13 protein-coding genes are annotated in these 19,617 nt (G+C 65.6%); 8 read left to right on the top strand and 5 right to left on the bottom strand.

Features of this window, described 5'->3' with window-relative positions:
• Positions 1-6: 6 nt before the first annotated feature.
• From ACPYOD_RS08670 to ACPYOD_RS08650, 5 genes are all read right to left on the bottom strand, one after another.
• Complete coding sequence (locus ACPYOD_RS08670) at positions 7-2,712, bottom strand: glycosyl hydrolase 2 galactose-binding domain-containing protein (protein WP_481301337.1); 2,706 nt, start codon at positions 2,710-2,712, stop codon at positions 7-9.
• Between the two features lie 4 nt (positions 2,713-2,716).
• Positions 2,717-4,078 (bottom strand): APC family permease, encoded by a 1,362-nt coding sequence (locus ACPYOD_RS08665; protein WP_481301336.1) that lies wholly within the window; start codon positions 4,076-4,078, stop codon positions 2,717-2,719.
• An 8-nt stretch (positions 4,079-4,086) separates the two neighbouring features.
• On the bottom strand, positions 4,087-7,266 hold the full coding sequence (locus ACPYOD_RS08660; protein ID WP_481301335.1) for a TonB-dependent receptor: 3,180 nt from the start codon (positions 7,264-7,266) through the stop codon (positions 4,087-4,089).
• Positions 7,267-7,336: 70 nt separating this feature from the next.
• Entirely contained in the window at positions 7,337-9,664 is a 2,328-nt protein-coding gene (locus ACPYOD_RS08655; protein ID WP_481301334.1) for a beta-N-acetylhexosaminidase, read from the bottom strand.
• Positions 9,661-10,668: a glucokinase gene (locus ACPYOD_RS08650; RefSeq protein ID WP_481301333.1), complete on the bottom strand. Its 1,008-nt coding sequence runs from the start codon at positions 10,666-10,668 to the stop codon at positions 9,661-9,663. The genes ACPYOD_RS08655 and ACPYOD_RS08650 overlap by 4 nt, the downstream gene beginning before the upstream one ends.
• A 252-nt stretch (positions 10,669-10,920) precedes the next feature.
• On the opposite strand from ACPYOD_RS08650, the gene ACPYOD_RS08645 reads away from it, so the two are divergent.
• From ACPYOD_RS08645 to ACPYOD_RS08610, 8 genes are all read left to right on the top strand, one after another.
• Positions 10,921-11,880, top strand: a complete 960-nt coding sequence (locus ACPYOD_RS08645; RefSeq protein WP_481301332.1) for an acetyl-CoA carboxylase carboxyltransferase subunit alpha — start codon at positions 10,921-10,923, stop codon at positions 11,878-11,880.
• Positions 11,881-11,939: 59 nt separating this feature from the next.
• A complete protein-coding gene (locus tag ACPYOD_RS08640; RefSeq protein WP_481301331.1) occupies positions 11,940-12,683 on the top strand; it encodes an NYN domain-containing protein in 744 nt (247 codons plus the stop codon).
• The gene (gene tilS / locus ACPYOD_RS08635) at positions 12,680-13,969 is read left to right on the top strand and encodes a tRNA lysidine(34) synthetase TilS (RefSeq protein ID WP_481301330.1); all 1,290 of its coding nucleotides are present in this window, start codon (positions 12,680-12,682) and stop codon (positions 13,967-13,969) included. The genes ACPYOD_RS08640 and tilS overlap by 4 nt, the downstream gene beginning before the upstream one ends.
• Positions 13,970-14,001: 32 nt before the next feature.
• Positions 14,002-14,262, top strand: a complete 261-nt coding sequence (locus ACPYOD_RS08630; protein WP_481301329.1) for an exodeoxyribonuclease VII small subunit — start codon at positions 14,002-14,004, stop codon at positions 14,260-14,262.
• Positions 14,243-15,145: a (2E,6E)-farnesyl diphosphate synthase gene (ispA, locus tag ACPYOD_RS08625; protein WP_481301328.1), complete on the top strand. Its 903-nt coding sequence runs from the start codon at positions 14,243-14,245 to the stop codon at positions 15,143-15,145. Before ACPYOD_RS08630 ends, ispA begins: the two co-directional genes overlap by 20 nt.
• 170 nt (positions 15,146-15,315) lie before the next feature.
• Entirely contained in the window at positions 15,316-17,142 is a 1,827-nt protein-coding gene (locus ACPYOD_RS08620) for a type IV secretory system conjugative DNA transfer family protein (protein ID WP_481301327.1), read from the top strand.
• Positions 17,143-17,179: 37 nt separating this feature from the next.
• Complete coding sequence (locus ACPYOD_RS08615; protein ID WP_481301326.1) at positions 17,180-18,001, top strand: hypothetical protein; 822 nt, start codon at positions 17,180-17,182, stop codon at positions 17,999-18,001.
• 18 nt (positions 18,002-18,019) lie between these two features.
• The coding region (locus ACPYOD_RS08610) for an XVIPCD domain-containing protein (protein ID WP_481301325.1) at positions 18,020-19,617 on the top strand (1,598 nt) is incomplete at its 3' end.

Raw genomic sequence — 19,617 nt, 5'->3', positions numbered from 1 at the left:
GCCTCTTCAATGCTTGGTTCCCTGGGTGACTCCCGCGGCCACTCGCTCCGCGGGAGTATTCCAACCGGACACCTCGACCACCGTACCGGCCGTGCCCTGCGCAGGATAGCGCGCCGTGAGCACGACGGATTCGCCGGGCCAGAGCGTGACGTCATTGTCAGACCACGTCACGGGCAGCGCAAGCTCGCCTCCGGCCCGACGTATCGCCAGGTGTTCCTGTACCGCGGCCGCTGGCGACGATGACGGAATGGAAAGCGTCACCGTGGTGACCTCCGCGTCGCCGTCCCGCACGGTCGAGGCATGGACCTCGCGTGCCGCTTTCGGCAACGATGCCAGTGCGGTGAAATCGCCGTACTGGACGACCGGCGTCAGGTACCAGTTCGATTTCGGCCAGTCGAGCTTGTCCTCGCGCGTGGACAGCCAGTACACGTTACGGCTCACGGGTTTTCCGTCGGCGGCGGCCAGTGTCAGTTCCACGAAATACACCGTGGACAAATCCGCGACCGAGGGTAGCTCGAGCACCGCCTGCGAGTGATTACCGGCCAGATCGATGCGCTGCACCTGCTTTTCGTAGCGCACGCTGCCGTCGAGGTTGCGCACCTTTACCGAAGCCTGCAGGCCGTTGCGTTGCTCCAGCGTGTGGTTCACCACCACGATGGAACGCGAATCGTACGAGTACTGGATGTGCAGCGGCTCGTTCGCTTTCTTTGCGCCGTAGTATGCACCGGCCGGGTTCAGGTAGTAGTCGTACAGGTGCCAGTGAAGCGACGGCCACGCGTTGTTGAGCATCCAGTAGATGACGCCCGTGGCAGGGTTCGCCGCACCCATGCGCGCATTGAAGGCTTCGAACTGCGCGCGCACATTGTCGTAGTTGTCCAGCTGGGCCTTCGCCACATAGTCGGCGAGGCCAGTGGGTGCGCCGTAGCGCTTCGCCAACGCGGTGTCGAACGGCGTGAGCACGGCGAATGTCGACCAGTCGGCCGAGGCATGGTATTGCCGGGCCTCCGGGTACTTCCACAACGCTTCCTGTTCCTGCGGAGACAGCATGCGCTGCACGTCCTCCAGTCGCGGGATGACCGCCCCGGCGCTGACTTCCGAATCGAAGCCGAACGCCGCGCCGAGTTTGTCCGCGTACCAGTACGACGGCGGGATCCAGTCGTACGGGCCCGCCATCTTCATGCCCGAGGGGCCGGCTTCCGCCGTCGTCACGTCCACGGCCGCGGAAATGACGGGCAACGACCATCCTTCGGCACGGAGCGTATCCGTGTACATCTTCGCAAGCGCAGGCGGCGGCGCGTGGTCGCTGCCGATGTAGAAGCCGATCACGGACGGATGATTGCGCAACAGGCGCGCCTCGGTGGTCATCGATGCCTGCGCCACGCGCATGTCGGCGTCGGTCCAGGGCTCGCCACCCGTCTGCGCGGCGGCTTCCCACTTGTCGCAGCACTCCCAGCCGGGCAGGACGAGGATGCCGTTACGGTCGGCAAGGTCGTAGAAGCGTTCGTTCTCCAGTTTGCCTTCGCTGCGGATGGTGTTGATGCCGAGGTTCACCACGTAGCTGAATTCGGCCTCCATGCGTGCCGGATCGTCGCGCAGGAACATATCGGGTGCCCAGCCGCCGCCCCGTATCAGCAAGGGCTGGCCATTGACGATGAACTGGCGATAGCCCTGGCGAGTGAGCGTGGACTCGACACGGCGCACGCCGAAATTCGTCGCCGCGCGGTCCGAGGGCGTGCCGTCGACCGTCGCGGTCACCGCCATCCGGTACAAAGGGTGTTCGCCCATGCCGATGGGCCACCACACCTTGGGATGGTCCAGCGTCACGGCCGGCGCGGAGCCGGACGCGAGCGATACGACCTTCGCCTCCCCTGGGCCGAGACGGACCGTCTGCCGCACCGGCTTGTCGGCGACCGTGCCAGCGACCGTGGCTTCGTGGGCCACCGTATCCAGATTCGTCGCGGTGACGGTCACGGCCAGGGTCGCCTGGGCGAAGTCCGCGGACAAGGTCGGGGCGACGTGCGGCGAACTCAGTGCCACGGGGCCGGTCTGGACGATGTCCACGCCACGCCACGGGCCCATGTTGTTGTCAGGCGGCGTGGGATTCCAGTCGACCCAGCCGATGGAAAGGCTCATCCGCGGGTCGCCGGGGTACACCTTCAAGGCCACGGCGTTGGCGCCGGCGTGCACCCATCGCGTCACATCGATGTCGTGCTCGGGATACGCCCCGGCGAGATCGGCGTGGTCGGCGACCTTCTGTCCGTTCACCCATGCGTCCGCGGCGGCGATGATGCCGTGCGTGCGCAACAGGACGTGCCGTGTTCCCTCTGCCTTCGTCAGTTCGAAGCCCGCCCGGTACCACCACGGCGTCACGAACAGGTTGCCGCTGGCGTCGGGTACCTGCACGGCGCGTAGATTGTCGCCATGGAACACGTCGAACTTGAAGACGTCGTTCTCCAGCAGCCCCGCCATGACCGTGGCCCGGCCGGTGACCGGATACCAGTCCTTCGCGGCAAAGCCACTCTTGGAAATCGCCGCGCCATCGTGCTGCGCTTTCGCGGTGTCCTGGATCAGCCAGTGGCCGATGGCGCTGACGGTGCCGGCGTCCGCGGCAACGCGCGTGTCGGTGTAGGTGGTACCTGCCATCGCCGCAGGAGCGGATGCCAGGTTCACGGCGATGACTGCTGCAAGGACGGTCCGCACTGCAGATGGCATGGCGTCAAAGCTCCGGGGCGGCGGTGGATGGAATCTCGGTCGGCCCGAAGGGCCACGCTGCGTTCACCCGGGCCCAAAGCGTGAAAACCACGAGGCCGGCGGCGATCCATGCGCCCGACAGCAGCAGCGAGAGGGGCGACGCGGACACGTACACGTACACCCAGCCCACGAGCGCCACGATGCAAGGCACCGGGTAGAGCCACTGCCTGTAGGGCCGGTGAAGCTGCGGCTCCCGGCGGCGCAGGACGACGAGGGCCACGATCTGTGCGATCGACTGCACCAGGATCGTCGCCGTCAGCAGCATGTTGATGACTTCGGTCAGGTCGAAAAAGGTGCCGACGGCCGTGACCGTGCCCATGGTCAGCAAGGCGATATGGGGAAAGCCATGCTTCGCATGAAGCCGCCCGAAGGTCGAGAGGAAAACCTTGTCCCGCGCCGCCTCGAACGGCACGCGCGAGCCGCCGAGCAGGCCGGTGAACACCGAGGCCAGCGCCGTGACTATGATGAGGGCCGTCATCACCTCGGCGGCGGCATGGCCCCAGCTGCGCTCCACTACCAGCGACGCCACCGATTTGGACACGGCGATCTCGCGCCACGGCGCCACGCCGAGCACGCTGATATTGAGAAGGAGATAAATCACCATCATCGCGGTGATCGAGATGATGATGGTGCGCGGCATGGTGCGGCCGGGATCGCGCAGTTCGTCACCGATATAGGCCGTGGTGTTGTAGCCCAGGTAATCGTAGACGCCGATGATGAGGCCCGCCCCGAGCCCGACGAAGAAGCGCGGACCGAAGGCACCCGGTGGGAAGGCGAATGCCAGCCCGGCATCGAAGTGCGAGAACCCGGCTGCCGCCACGCCGACGATCGAGACGAGCATGATGACCCACAGGGCGATGGTGATGACTCGCACTGATTCGATCCGGCGATAAAGCAGCCACGTCACGAGCGCCGTTGCCGCAACTCCGACGATGCGTGCGGTCCACCAGCCCATGTCCGGGAAGAAGAACCCCAGGTATTCGACCATGCCAATGATGCCCGTGGACATCAGCAAGGGTATGGCGAGCAGCATCGTCCAGATGAAGAGGAACGGCATGAGCTTGCCCGTACGCGCCTGGAAAGCCCTCCGGAGGTACACGTAGGTACCGCCGGAACCCGGCATGGCCGCGCCCAGCTCCGCCCACACCAGTCCATCCGCCATGGCCAGCAACGCACCCACGATCCACCCTACGATGGCCTGCGGGCCGCCCATCGCCGCCACCATCAGCGGGATGGTGATGAACGGACCGATCCCGCACATCTGCGTCATGTTGATGGCGGTGCCCGAGAAGACGCCGATGGACCGGTGGAAGTGACGCTCGCTCATGGGTTCCCCTACCACTGGCCACGGATGCCGAACATGAACATGCGCTCGGAGAACGTCGAGTGCCCGGGCTGGTCCTTCCAGGTCAGGTAGTAGCGCTGGTATTCGTTGGTCAGGTTCGTGCCGTTGAGGAACACTTCCAGCTGCTTGGCGAACTTGTACGAGATGGATGCGTCGATGTATTCCTGCGGGGCTTCGTACATCTCCAGACCGGTGATGCCGCCGACGCTATCGGATACAGCGCGCTTCGAGCGGTAGTTGTATGCCACGCGTGCCTGGAAGCGGTCGTCCTGGTACCAGAGGATGACGTTGCCCGATTTCGTCGAGTTGTCCTGGAACGGGATCTTCTTGCCCGCAAGGTCCTTCTCGCCGGAGTTGCTGGGCGCGTACGTGGCGTTGAGTTCCATGCCCGTCTTCGAGAGGATGCCGGGGAGGAAGGTGAAGCCCTGGCGGTAGTCGAACTCCGCACCCTTGATGCTGTTGCCCGTGCCCTGCACGGGCTCGGTGATCACGATGCAGTGGTTGCGCACCACGCCGTCCTCATCGGGCAGCGTGCAGTTGGTGACGCTGCCGTTCTTGATGAAGCTGTCCACGTTGATGCGGAACAGCGCGAGGCTGACCATGCTGGTGGGGTTGATGTACCACTCCGCCGAGGCGCCGAAGTTGGTCGAACGCCAGGGGTCGAGTTTCGGATTGCCGGACGACGTGCCATTGGCCACACGGAACACGGGGCCATCAGGCGTCTCGGCCAATGAGTAATTCAACTGCAAACCGCCGCCCCAGGTACTGAGGTCCAGCGGCATCATGTTCTTCGAATACGCCAGGCGAAACTTGAGGCTGTCCGTCACGTCCAGGGCGAAGTTGGCCGAAGGCAGCACGTCCTGGTACGAGCGCTTGGTGATGTCCCTGCCCACGTCCTCCGGCTCGTCGCCGTACGCGCCCGGGTCACCGCTGAGGTGCTGCGTCACGTCGAGGTTGCTGCGGATGAGGCGTACACCCACGTTCCCGCTATAGGGCATGTCGCCGATCATGCCGTTGAAGTCGCCCTGCAGGTAACTCGACAATTCCTTGAGCCGCACGCCCCACGTGGTACCGGGTTCCGCCACCCGCACAGTATTGGGGTACAGCGACTTCCAGTACGCCTCCGGGTTCTTCATGGCATCGGGGTCGATCGCCCAGAAGTCGATACCGGAGCCAAGCAGGTTGTGATACGCCTTGAAGTTGTTCGCAAGCGGCGCCGCGGTATTCGGCATGGAGATGGCCGACAGCGGGCCGGCGCGGAAGTAGCCCTGGTCGTTGCCGGCGGTGCACGATCCGCTGTTCAACACCACGTCGGCACCGACGTAGCGCACCAGGCAGCCGTTCGGGTCGCTCGCGCCCATTCCGGCGTACACCGGCGTCTCGAACGTCCAGCCCTTGTTGCCGGCATCGCGGATACTGTTGCGCACGCCGAACTCGAGCTTGAAGCCATCGTTGAACTCGAACTTGCCGTCGAACCGCAGGGCGTTGAGGGCCACCTTGCGGTCGTAGTTGCCGGACGATTCGAGCGTCTTCATCGTCCAGGCGGCGGGATTGGCGAACGCCGCCGCCAGCTCGGCCGGCGTGCTGACCTTGAGGTACCGGCCGCGGAAGTCCGCGACGATGGGAATGGTGTTCTGCGGGATGCCCGTGGGATTGAAGACCCGGTTGCCTCCCAGTTCGGCGGGATAGACCATCGTCCCGGGCGGCACCGCGTCGTCTGGCACGCCGTCCTGCAGCACGTTGGGCCAGAGGGCACCGTCGGAATCGGAGATGTTGACGTCGGTTTCCTGCAGCGATTGCGACGCCGTGTCGTGGATGCCGCGGAGCGAGCCGGTGAAGGGGCCGCCGTTATCGTAGTCCAGCTGCAGGTTCAGGTTCTTCGCCACGGAGAACTTGCGGATCATCGACGAATACGACTCCACGTCGCCCGGCCACTTCCTGTAGACCTGCGTGGTGTAGATGTTCGACCCCTCCCAACCCGGCTCCGGCGTGCCGTATGAGCCGAGCGCCGGCCGCCCGGTATCCCGCGACTGCAGCGGCACGTACGTCGCGCCCTGCCAGTTGGTGGAGTTGAACTGGACACCGACGTTCCGGTCGAACTGGTGCTGCTGCGAATAGAAGTAATCGCTCGTCAGGCTGAAGCCGTTGCCGATGTCGAACTGGAAGGACGCATTGCCCGACTTCCGCTGGCGCTGGGTCACGATCCGGTTGATGCCGAAATTCTGGCTGCCCAGGAAGACGCCGTTCGACTTGCCGTCGCCGTTCACGTCCACGCTGCCATCGGCGTTCTGCACGATCTGCGATGGGATGGGCGCACCGTTCCACGGCGTGAGGAAACCGTTGTAGCCACCGGCGCTGGTGGCGTTCTCGCCGTTGAGCACCGCGCCATACTGATCCAGGCCTTCGCTGGAGTTCATGCGCCGCGTATCGGAATAATCGCCCGACAGCAGGAATCCCCAGCGGCCGTTGTCGTTGTAGGAAAAGAGGCCGTTCGCCTCCGGTCCCGTATGCTTCGTGGTCGAGCCGCGCTCACCATTGGCCGAATAGCTGTACGTGAAACCGGAAGGCAGGTCCCAGGGGCGATAGGTGTGCAGGTCGATCGCACCACTGATGCCCGCATCGGTTTCGTTGGCGGTAGACGACTTGACCACGTCCGCGCCATGGAACAGCGTCGACGGCAGCATGCTGAAGTCGGGCTGCTGGGAATCGATCTGGTCCGCGGTGATGAACACCTCGCCGTTGAGCATGGTGCCCACCTGCGGCAAGCCGCGCACGTCCACCGACGTGCCCACACCCGCGTCGCGATTGATCTGTACGCCGGTGATGCGCTGAAGCGAGTCGGTGATCGTGGTATCGGGCAGTGCGCCGATGTTTTCGGCGGTGATGCTGTCCTGGATCTTGTCGGCATCGCGCTTCACGTCGATCGCCTTCATCTGCGAAGCGCGAACACCGGTAACCGTGACGCCGGACAGATCGACGGCGCCCTGTGCCGCATCGCCCTGCTTGCCCGTGCCGCCTCCTTTTTTCGCGGCGGCAGGGGGTGGCGTGGTTTGCGGGGTAGCCGCCGAGGCGGTTTGCCCGTCCTGGGCGCCCGCCGACGCCGAAGCGACGGCCAGCAGGGTCACCGCGATGGCGAACGACAAGGGATGCTTGCGAAGTGCTGTGGACATGAGCCGTGACCTCGTGACTGTTGCCTGTCGGGAACGCGTACTGCCCGGCCGCGCCCGAAGGCGCACCGCCTTACTTCAAGAACGAAATCTTTCCGACCGCCCACTGCCCTTTGCGTGGGTCGCCCGTTGCGAAGACACACAAGGCATGTACGTCCGCAGCGACAGGTGCCGGAAGGCTCGCCTCCCGCCGCACCAACCCGCCCGGCGGCATGGCGCTGCCAAAGGGCAGCATCGCCAGGCGCGGACCGTCGCAGCCGTTGGCGTGGACCTCGATGGTGTCGCCCTTACCGGTGCCGGCGCGCACCACGGCCCCGCGGGCTTCGTCGCCGTAGCGCCAGGGCAGCTTTTCGGCCGTCACGGCGACACGGGTGACGCCATGCATGTTCACCGCCGGCCATATCCAGCAGGCGTTGCCGATCTCGACCGCGTAGACGGGGCTCGGGCCATGCGCCGGTGCGGCACCCTGCAGACGCGATGGCGGCTCGCCCGAGCAGGTCTCCAGCGCGGAGCTGTCGCGGCTCAGCAGCGTGGCTTCGTCCAGCACGGTCGAACGGGACGTGGCAAGCAGGCTGCCGTCGCTGGCGAACGTGGCTGCCCGCAACGTGGTTCCCGCCGGCAACGCAAGGGGCTTCGTATACGCCGCGGAGCTCGCTACAGGTTCCGTACCGTCGATGGTGTAACGGATGTCGCCAGCGTGGACCTGGTTCGCCAGCACGGCGCGGAATGTCCCGCCGGCCGGGTGCGATACCTCGAACGTCGGTGCGAACGCGCTGTCCGCGGCGGCGATACCCAGTGCACGGTAACGCCCTATTTCGCCGGGGAGGCGCGCCAGGAAGCCCTTCCAGTCGTGGGCGGCCGGCGGCGACCACCCCAACTCCGCCAGCGCGGCAATGCGCGGGAAGGCGGCATGCTGCACGTGCGCAAACGTCAACAACTGCTCGGACCAGAGGCCTGCCTGCACGCCAACGATATGTCTCGCTTCGTCCGCGCTGGTGCCCGGGGGTATCAGCTGCGTGTCATAGGCCTGGCGCAGCGTGACCTCGGGCGGCGGTCCGGCCCATTCGTCCACGTTTCCGGATTGCCGGTGGTCGAAGTACAACGATTCCTGTGGCGTCATGACCACGTCATGGCCCTGGCGCAGCGCGGCAAGCGCCACGCGCTCGTCGTGATCGCCATGCCAGGACATCACCACCTGTTCCCGCGGAAGTGCGACGCCCGCGGCCACCTCGTCGTCCCAGCCCACCGGGGTTCTACCGTGCTCGACGAGATACGTGGCCACCTGCTGCATGAACCAGCCCTGCAACTCGTCCATGTTGGCCAGCTTCAGCGCCTTCATCTGCGCGTTGACCTCGGGCGACGCGTTCCACTGCTGCTTGTCTGCTTCGTCGCCGCCGATGGAGATGTGGCGCGAAGGAAACAGGCGCATGGTCTCGTCCATCACGTCGGTCACGAAGCGCAGGGTCTTCGCATTCGGATTGAGGAGCCATGGGCTCACGCCCCAGTCGGTCCACACGGGTGGACGCCTGCCCGTCACGCCGAGCCACGGATAGGCGGCGATGGCGGCCTGCGAATGCCCCGGGAGATCGATCTCCGGCACGATCTCGACGTAGCGCGCGGCGGCATACCGCACGATGTCGCCGATCTCGGCGGCCGTGTAGACCTTGCAATAGGGCTTGGCCGGGCCACCCGATACTTCGCTGTCGTTGCCCACGGCGTCGCGGCAGGCACCTTTCGTGGACAGCTCGGGATAGTTCGGCACGGGCAGGCGCCAGCCCTGGTCATCGGTGATGTGCCACACGAGCACGTTGAGCTTGTCGAGCGACATCCCGTCGATCAACTGCTTGATCTCGTCGGCGGTCTGGTAATGTCTGCTGGAGTCGAGCAGCACGGCGCGCCATGCGAAGCGCGGGTGGTCGTCGATGCTGCCATAGGCCACGCGCGCGGGTTCGCCACGCGTCCAGCCCGGCTGCGTCAGCAACTGCCATACCGTCACGCTTCCGTAGAACGCGCCGCGCGGCGTGCGCGCGGTGACGACGATGCCCTGCTCGCCCACGGCTATCGCATAGCCTTCCTCGCCCACGACCGGTGCGTCGGAGCGAACATCGAAAGTCACCGCTGCCGGCTCGCCGCCGGCGACCTTGCGCATCGTCAGGCCGCGCACGCTCGCGACGCGCTGCATGAAGTTGTCGACGACCGCCGCCATGGCGGCGTCGGAGGTTCCGCGCACGGCGACTCCCGCACCGTTGCGGATATCGGCCGCGCCGGCAGCGGCCGGCCTCACCGTGGCGGGCATGGGCAGCAGCGACCAATTCGAGACGGGCGCGGATGCGGCGAAAGCGCCCGTCGCGAGCACACCCGTGGCGATCGCCGCGCACACAAGGGAGAAACACCGGTTCATGCGGTTGCTCCCGCGATGGATACCGCACCGGACGGCGCACGGTGGTGCATGTACCAGCGGGCGGCCCCCTGCACGCCGTGACAGCCATGCTCGGTGACCCATACCGGCACCTCGGCCAGCAAGGCCCGCACACTGCGACCGTGCAGGAAGCGTTCTTCGAAGGCGCTGCGCGCGAGCAGGTCGAACATGGAGGACAGGAAGCCGCCGGCCAGGAAAATCCCACCGGTAGGCATGGTCGTCATGGCGAGATTGCCCGTGAAACTGCCGAGCGCCCCGCAGAACAGTTCTACTGCCTCCACCGCGTGCGGATCGGCCTGCGCCGCGGCCGCGGCAGTGACCGCCCGTGGTGTCGCCAGCGCCGGTGCTTCGCCGTCGATACCGCACAGCGCCTCATAAAGGGTCAGCAGCCCAGGCCCCGAGACGATGCGTTCGACCGGCACGTAACCGCCTTCCGGCGCAAGCCACGCCAGCACCTCGCGCTCGCGAAGCGAGTGGGGCGCGAAATCCATCTGGCCGGCTTCCGTCGCGAAGACCGCCGCGTGGGGCGACCCGGGCACATGCACGGCCGCGCCCAGGCCGGTACCCGGGCCGACCACCAGCGACGGCCCCAGGCCACGGACGGACGGACCGCACAGATGCCTGCCGCTGGCCGCCAGTGGTCCCTCGATGGCATAGGCCAGGGCTTCGAAGTCATTGAGAAGCGCGACCTCGGCCAGGCCGAGCGTGGCGCGCAGGGTGTCGGCCCGGACGGGCCAGGCAAGGTTGTCGTTCACCACTTCGCCGCCCATCGCCTGGCCGGCGCATGCCAGCACACAGTGCGAGACCGGGACGCGTACCTCGGCCGCGATGAATGCCTGGAGCAGCGCGGCGAGCGAGGGAAAATCGGCGCACGTGAACACCCGGTAGGCGAGCGTCTCGATGCCGCCCGGCCGCCCGTCGGTGGCGAGGCGCACGAGCGCGACGTGGCCGTTCGTGCCGCCGATATCGCCCGCAAGAAAGTCCATCCCCCGATTTCCCCCGCCCTATTGGCCCCATGGGTGAACCACCCCATCCAAGTGCCCCCGCACCGGATTGGTCATCAGGGTGAAACGGGACTGACACCGGTGTCAAGGCATGGCGCAGCAGGGGCCAGAACTGCCTGCCGGTCTTATCGTTTCAGCTATTTAGGCCTGTCCCTCGGCGTCCATACCCGCCCGCACACCCCGCCAGCCCGCCACTCGGTATAATCAACGGTCTTGCCCGGATCACGCGACTTCATGAATCCCAACTTCCTCGATTTCGAACAACCCATCGCCGAACTGGAAGCCAAGATCGAAGAACTGCGCCACGCCAGCAGCGGGCAGGCGTTCAACATCGACGAGGAAGTGGGCCGGCTCCGCGAGAAGCTGAAGGTCAAGACCGCCGAGATCTTCCGCAACCTCACGCCGTGGCAGGTCAGCCAGGTGTCTCGCCACCCCGCGCGCCCGTATACGCTGGATTACATCCAGGGCATGTGCGAGGAATTCCACGAACTGAAGGGCGACCGCATGTTCGCGGACGACCAGGCCATCGTGGGCGGCCTCGCGCGGATCAACGGCCGTTCGATCATGATCGTCGGCCACCAGAAGGGCCGCGACACCAAGTCCAAGGTGAAGCGCAACTTCGGCATGCCCCGCCCCGAGGGTTACCGCAAGGCGCTGCGCCTGTTCAAAATGGCGGAACGGTTCGGCATCCCCGTATTCACGTTCATCGATACGGCCGGCGCATGGCCCGGCATCAATGCCGAGGAACGCGGCCAGTCCGAAGCCATCGCGCGCAACCTGCTCGAAATGGCCGAGCTGCGGGTCCCTATCATCTGCACGGTTACCGGTGAAGGCGGCTCCGGCGGCGCACTGGCCATCGGCGTAGGCGATCGCACGCTCATGCTCCAGTACTCCACGTATTCGGTCATCACGCCCGAGGGTTGCGCGTCCATCCTGTGGAAGAGCGCGGACAAGGCGAAGGACGCGGCCGAGGTCATGGGCCTCACCGCGCCGCGCCTCCTCGAGAACGGCCTCATCGACAAGATCGTGCGCGAGCCGCTTGGCGGCGCGCATCGCAATCCGCAGTCCATGGCGATTCGCCTCAAGGCCGTGCTGCTGAACCAGCTGGACGAGCTCGAAGCGCTGTCGATCGACGAACTGCTCGAGAAGCGCTACCACCGCCTGCGCGGCTATGGTGCCTTCAGCGAAGGCTGAAACCTCCGCACGAAAAATCCGGGTTAACATGACGGGACTTCCGCATTCCCGGAGCTGTCATGGCTAACGACGTCACCGCCAAGCTCGCCGTGCTGATCGATGCCGATAACGCACGGGCGAAGATCGTCGACGGGCTGCTCGCGGAGGTCGCGAAGTACGGCACCGCACACGTGAAGCGGATCTATGGTGACTGGACCGGGCCCAACCTCGGTAGCTGGAAGGCGGCGCTGCTGGAGCATTCCATCCAGCCAATGCAGCAGTTCGCCTATACCAGCGGCAAGAACGCCACGGACTCGGCGATGATCATCGATGCGATGGATCTGCTCTACGCCAACCGGTTCGACGGCTTCTGCATCGTTTCCAGCGACAGCGACTTCACCCGGCTCGCCTCGCGCATCCGCGAAGCGGGCCTTATCGTTTACGGGTTCGGCGAACGCAAGACGCCACAAGCATTCGTTTCCGCCTGCGACAAGTTCATCTACACGGATCGCCTGGTGGGCACCGTGGAAAGCGAGCCGGAAGAGCCAAAGGCGAAGAAATCGCCGAGCGAATTGCGTGGCGATACGAAGCTCACCAATCTCCTGCGCAACGCCGTCGATGCCGCGTCCGACGAGAACGGCTGGGCTTCGCTGGGAGCGGTCGGCAGCATCGTCAACAAGCGGTCCCCCGATTTCGACTCGCGCGACTACGGCTATTCGAAGTTCAGTGGACTGATCAACGCCATCGGCCTGTTCGACGTCGAAGAACGCCAGATCGGCAATGGCAAGCATCCCTACGTCCGCAGCAAACCGCGGACCAAATGAGCCCGGATCTTTCCGCCCATCTCGACCGTGTCCTGGAAGCGGACGGTGAGGTTCCGCTGGTCGTCGCCTACAGCGGCGGACCCGATTCCACCGCGCTGCTGCACGCCCTTGCGACACGCGCACCGCGGCCACCGTTGCGTGCCTTGCACATTGATCACGGCCTGCACGCCGAGAGCGGCGTCTGGGCACTGCACTGCCGGCGGTTCTGCGACTCGCTGGAGGTCCCTTTCGAAGCGATCCGCGTTGCCGTCGACCTCACCCGCGGCGAAGGCGTCGAGGCAGCGGCGCGGCGCGCACGGTACGCGGCGTTCGCCGCCGCGCTCAGACCCGGAGAGCGGCTGGTCGTGGCGCACCATCGGGACGACCAGGTGGAAACCGTGCTGCTGAAACTGCTGCGCGGCGCCGGTCCGGAAGGCCTCGCCGGCATGCGTGCGTGCCGCCCTCTCGGCGCCGGGTGGCTTTGGCGCCCCCTGCTCGACCTGCCGCGCGGCACGCTGCTCGACCACGTCGCCGCGTTCGACCTCGACACAGTCCACGACCCTTCCAACGACGACCCGCGCATCGCGCGCGGCTACCTGCGCGGCACGGTTCTTCCCGCACTCCTCGCGCAATGGCCGCAGGCGGCGACCAGCATCGCGCACAGTGCCCGCCTGTGCGGCGAGGCCGCAGAGGCCTTGCGCGATGGATGGCTGGACGCCTGTGGCCGACTCGCCGACGAGCGCGGGACGCTGGATGCGGCCGGGTGGCTCGCGCTGCCGCCGGCCTGGCGGTCGCCGCTGCTCGACCACTGGCTGCATGCGGCGGGCCTGTCCGCCCCGACCACGGCACAACGCGACGTACTCGAGCGCCAGGTCCGCGAGGCTGCGGCCGAGCGCCTGCCGCTCGTCGGCTGGGCGGATACCGAGGTGCGTGTGTGGCGTGGGCGTCTATGGGCGATGCGGCGGCGCGCAGACTTCGACGAAGGCTGGTCGGCACCGTGGTGGGGCGAGGCCCTGGCGCTGCCCGGCGGTGGTTCGCTCGCGCTCTCTGCCGGCCGCCTGGACGCGCCCGTGACCGTGCGCTATCGCCGGGGCGGCGAAGTGTTGCGACCGCACGGCGACCGCCACACCCGGGAGCTCCGCGACCTGTTCCAGCAAGCCGGCGTGCCACCCTGGGTGCGCCCGCGCATGCCTTTGGTGGAAGCGGGTGATCGCCTCATCGCGGTGGCCGACAAGTGGCTGAGCGACGAAGGGAAAGCGCTGTTCGAGGCAGCCGGCGGCAGGCTCGTGTGGCATCGCGACGATTGATTGAAACGCCCGTGTGAGCTAGCTTTGCGGCCATGCCGAAAGCCCCAGACACCCCCGCGCCCGCGTCGTCGATCGCCGAATTCGAGCATTCGCTGGACGAACTCGAGCAACTGGTCACGCGCATGGAAGGCGGGGAGCTAAGCCTCGACGAGTCCCTGAAATCGTTCGAGCGCGGCATCGGTCTCTACCGGCACTGCCAGAAGGCGCTGGAGCAAGCGGAACTGCGCGTGCGCCTGCTGCTCGACCCCGAAGCTCCCGATACCGCCGAACCCTTTGACACACGCATCGACTGACCTGCCGGCGCCGCTCCGGGCGCTGGTCGGCCGGGCGGACGACGCGCTCGCACGCGTCCTCCCCGGCGAACATCTGCCGCCCACCGACCTGCACCGGGCCATGCGCTACGCCGTCCTCGGCGGCGGCAAGCGCTTGCGGCCACTCTTCGTCTACGCCGCGGGCCACGCCCTCGGCTGCGACGGACCGATCCTCGATGCACCGGCGTGTGCCGTGGAAATCATCCACGCCTATTCGCTGGTGCACGACGACCTGCCGGCGATGGACGACGACGCCTTGCGCCGTGGGAGGCCGACCTGCCACATCGTGTTCGGCGAAGCCATGGCGATCCTCGCCGGCGATGCCTTGCAGGCGCTGGCCTTCGAGATCCTCGCCACGGCGCCCGGTGACGACGACGCGCGCCAGCGCATCGCCATGCTACGCGCCCTGGGTGCGGCATGCGGTGCCGAAGGCATGGCGGGCGGCCAGGCCTTCGACCTCGCCGGCGTCGGCAAGAAACTCACGCTCGACGAACTCGAGCGCATGCACGCCTACAAGACGGGTGCGCTGATCCGCGCATCCGTGCGCCTCGGTGCGCTCGCCGCCGGTTGTAACGACACGGACATGCTCGAACGGCTCGACCGTTACGGCCATGCTGTGGGCCTCGCCTTCCAGGTTCGCGACGACATCCTCGATGTCGAGGGCGAATCGGCTGTGATCGGCAAGACCGCCGGCAAGGATGCCGCCGCCGACAAACCCACCTTCCCTTCGATCATCGGACTGGAAGCGTCCCGCACGCGACTGGAGAACCTCGTGGAGGAAGCGCTGGACGCCGTCGGGCCGCTAGGTGAACGCGGCGAGTGGCTTGCCGAACTGGCTCGGTACTCCGCGCGACGCGGGCACTGACGAAAACCACGGCTTTCGGAAACATCTGAAGCGCCGGACGAACCGCACCCGTCGCAGGCGATCGACGAAAGCCCGACATAGCGCGGCTTACAGCGCTAGTCAGCAACCGGTTATTGCCACGCCAACCAACTTATTTGAGCATCCTTGCCCAATTCGCAAGGAACACGCTCATGCGCTCATGGAAGGCGGCCGTCGCCATCGTTACTCCCCTCGCCGCAACCATTGCCGCGGCTTACGGCTCGGCCTACGCCGTCAACCTGTTCCTCGGCCTCGACGGGCAGCCCGTGCGGTGGGACAACGCTTGGCGGTATTACCACGCGCTCGATCAACCGCGCGTGGCACCGTATGCATGGCGCATCAAGGCGGGGATCGCCGCGGGCTGTGCGCTGCCCCTCCTGGCCTGTTGTGCGACGTGGGCCAAGCTTCTCAAGCACAGGTCGGCCGCGGCACCGACGCATGGCGACGCCCGCTTCGCCACCCTGACCGACATGAAGAAGGCCGGCCTTCTGGTCCGCAAACCGGAAAGCATCCTGATCGGCAAGTACAAGGGTCGCTACCTCTGGCTTGGCGGTGCCCAGCACGTCATCGCCGTCAGCCCCACCCGTTCCGGCAAGACGACCAGCCTCGCGATCCCGGTCCTGTTGACCTATGAACATTCGATCGTCGTGCTCGATCTCAAGGGCGAGCTGTACAAGGCCACCAGCGGACAACGCAAGGCGATGGGCCAGGAGATCCTGGTATGGGCGCCCTACGACGAGCACGGGCATACGCATCGCTTCAACCCGATGACCTTGCTCGCCGGCATGGCGCCCGCGAAGCGCATCGGCGAGTTGCAGACCATCGCCGCCATCCTCTACCCGGACCAGCCCGGGGCCGATCCCTTCTGGACGACGCAAGCCCGAGCGGCGTTCACCGCTTTCGCCTCGTACATGTTCGAGGCCTGGGACGGGAAGCATCCGGGCAGCGCCGGCGCCAATCCATCCCTGGTCAACACCTTGGAGGATTTCCCCAGCTTCGAGAGCATCTTGCGCTTCTCCAGCGGCAGCGACGGAGAGACCACCCGGGAAATGCTAAGCACCCTCCTGAAGGACACCACGCCGGGGCGCCTCAGCCCGCAGACCCGCACGGTATTCGCCAACCTCGCCGGGCTGGCCGAGGAAACTTTCTCCTCAGTGATCGCCGCGATGCAGGCGCCCCTGCAGCAGTTCCTCAGCCCGATCCTGGCGGCGGCGACCAACGCGACGGACATCGACATCCGCAGCTTCCGCAAGAAGCCAACCACCCTCTACGTCAACATCCCGACGAACAAGCTCGACGAGAGCAGCAAGCTGCTGAACATCTTCTTCAGCACGGTGATCGGCAACAACCTCGACAAGCAGCTGGGCGAAGAGCCCGACCTGAAGTACCAGATGCTGATGCTCATGGATGAGTTCACCGCCATGGGCCGAGTGGACGTCTGGGCCAAGCGCATCTCCATCGCGGCCAGCTATGGCGTGCGCGACCTCTGCATCGTCCAGAGTCGCGCCCAGCTGAGCGGGACCTACGGCGAAAACGACGCACAGAACTTCATCACCAACCATGGCGCGCAGATCGTGTTCGCGCCGCGCGAACAGGCCGATGCAAACGCGTACAGCGAGATGCTTGGCTATCGCACCGTACGGAAGCAGCAACGCAGCACCAGCCAAGGCGGCAGCGGCCGGCAGGTCTCGACCAGCCATATCGAGGAACGCCGTGCGCTGCTGTTGCCGCAGGAAATCAAGGAACTTCCTGCGGACGACGAGCTGATCTTCTACGAAGGTTGCAAGCCGATCCGGGCACGGAAGAACTGGTTCTTCAAGGACAAGGTTTTCCAACACTCGGCAAGCATGCCGCCGGCAGCCATCGTTCGGACTCAGGAGCCTGACATCAGTACGGCAATCGTTGCCGCGGGTCAGCCCAAGGGTAGGCGAATAAGGTCTGCATTGTCGCGACGCGCACACAGCACGGCGGCTGCGTAGGTGACCTGCCGATCAGATCGGCTCAATGGAGAAAACCATGCCAACGGAAGACGACTTCGGTGAGGAAGGCGCGCGTCCTTCATCGCTCATCCCTGTACACAAGTTATCCACTCGCGACCCGCTTCATGACATGCAGCTATTGCGCGACGTGGCAATCATCAACGAGCAGGTGAGGCGCGAGCTGGGGCCACCGTCACGCACTGCTCCCCATCAGAAACCTGAGGAGGATCGGGAAGACATGAAACCTCGCGAACTTGCCATGGCGGCGCTCGTCGCCGTGGGCGCCGCCGGAGTTGCCGCTTGCGCGTCATCCGCACCGACGCTGGGCAAAGAGCGCCATATCGACCCCGCGGTGCGCGCTGAATTCAACCTTCAACCGCCCGAATGGCCGTTGAAGTTCAAGGAGCATACCTTCAGGGTGGTCTGTTACAGCACACAGATGTGCAAGGTCTGGTATGCGCGCGCTTGGTCGATCCGTGACAAACCGACGCCACCTTCATCCGCGTATGGTCCTAAGTACCTCGACCACCTTCTCGGCGGCCACGTCGGCATCGCCAATTTCCCGGAACCGGCGGAAGTCACGTGGCGCTCCATGGACGGTACGGAACATCAGGCTCATATCGACATCGGCGCGATCTTTCATGATGAAGTCGCCAGACACAACGTACCTCGTGAGGAAGTGGCCGACCTCGCTAATGGAAAGCTCTCCGGTGACCCGCAGATTCTCCTGGAGATAAACGACAGAACGATTCGGGTCTACATGCGCACCTATATCCCAACCAGGCACTTCCAGACCCCTGGCAACCCCTATAGCGATTCTCGCTACGAACCGATTCTCGCCAAAACGTATCGTTACTAGACACACGGAGTGTGATTCATGGGACAACTTCTTTCGGGCGGAATCACCCGCCCCGCGAGCGAGCGCGATCTTGATGCCTACGAGCGGATGCGAGAACAGCAGGCGAAGCAGACCGTACCGGTGTTGCAACATCACAACCGGCCGCACGAATACCTGTTCATCGCGTTGTTCGATGGCACCGGCCAGAGTGCCTACAATGATCGATTATTGACAAACATCGGTGAGTTGAAGAAGCGAGCCGATGAGATTGCGGATATACCAAGTAATCGAATCAGCGTCGGCTACGCCGAGGGCATCGGCACGCAGAAAAATCCGCTGACCCGTGCCATCGACGGTGCCTTCCCTTATACGTGGGACGACAAGATACAGAAAGTCTATTGGGATCTCGCTGTGGCGGCAGAGCAATGGAAGCGCCAGGACCCGCAGGCACAGATTCGCGTCGTCGGTGTCGGCTACAGCCGCGGCGCCGTCCTCGTTCCTGGGTTGTCGCGTCTTGTCGATACCTTTGGCATTGTCCATCCCGAAGGCCTGAAATTCGGCCGCGACGCGCACGGTAATCTTACGGTGAGTTCGCCGCGCACCCTCATTCCGCCGGGCGAAGTGGCCCAAGCCGTCGGATTATTCGATCCGGTCGGCACCAACCTCCCGAAGAACTACGACGCACGCCTGCCCAAGTCCGTGCTGTCCGGCTTCTCGCAGATCGCGCGTGACGAACAACGCGAGTTGTTCCCGCATCAGACCATTCTCGACCCAGACTGGTCCGACGATGGGCGCTTCCTGAGCGCCACTCTCCCCGGCGGACATTCGAACATCGGTGGTGGCAATGACGAGGCGGGGCTCGAATCGCTAGCCTTCAACGGCATGGCCGATTACCTCAATGCGCTGACCGACCGGCCGCTGTTCAAGCATCGTGAGGTGCCCCAAGATCCGGCACAGTTCACCATCTTCCAGGCCAGCGGCGTCACCGCGGCCTTCGGCTTGCGCATGGACAAGGACGGCCAGCGCGATCTCCGCGACGAGCTGGCAAATTGCAGGATCGTCGATATCTGTCGCGACGCCGAGCCGGTGGACTCGGCGCTGGCGAACCGGTTCGACTGGCAGAGTGTCACCCCGCACGTCACCAGGGCGCCGCCGCCACTGCCGGAAGCCGCCGAGGTAGCGCGAACCGTCGAAGTGCCGGCTGCACCCCTGCCTGCGCCGACATCCCCACCCGCCGTCGTACCGGTCATCCGACTCGACGACCCGAGCCACCCCGATCGCGCCCTGTACCTGAGTGCGCAGGCGCACGTGTACGACCTCGACCGCCAATTCAACCGAACGCCCGACCAGCGCAGCGACAACCTCAGCGCCGCCCTCGTCGTCGCCGCCCGGGCGGACGGCCTTCAGCGCATCGACCGCATCGAACTGGGCAAAGACGGCAGCACCCTCGCGATAGTCGAGGCACCCATTGGCCAGCCGGAGAGGCGCAGCGAGGTGCCCGTGGTCGCGTCGATGAACACGACGATGGCACGCAGCGCCGATCAGTGGTCGACCGCCATGCACGACTTCGAGCAACGTCGGACCCCTGCGCGCGACGTGGCGCGGGAAGTGTCCCCAGACACCCCGTCACCCCAGCC

The organism is Luteibacter sp. HAY1-4A (assembly GCF_056755355.1).
The sequence above is the reverse complement of the archived record's forward strand: the minus strand, read 5'-3'. Positions and strand labels throughout refer to the sequence as shown.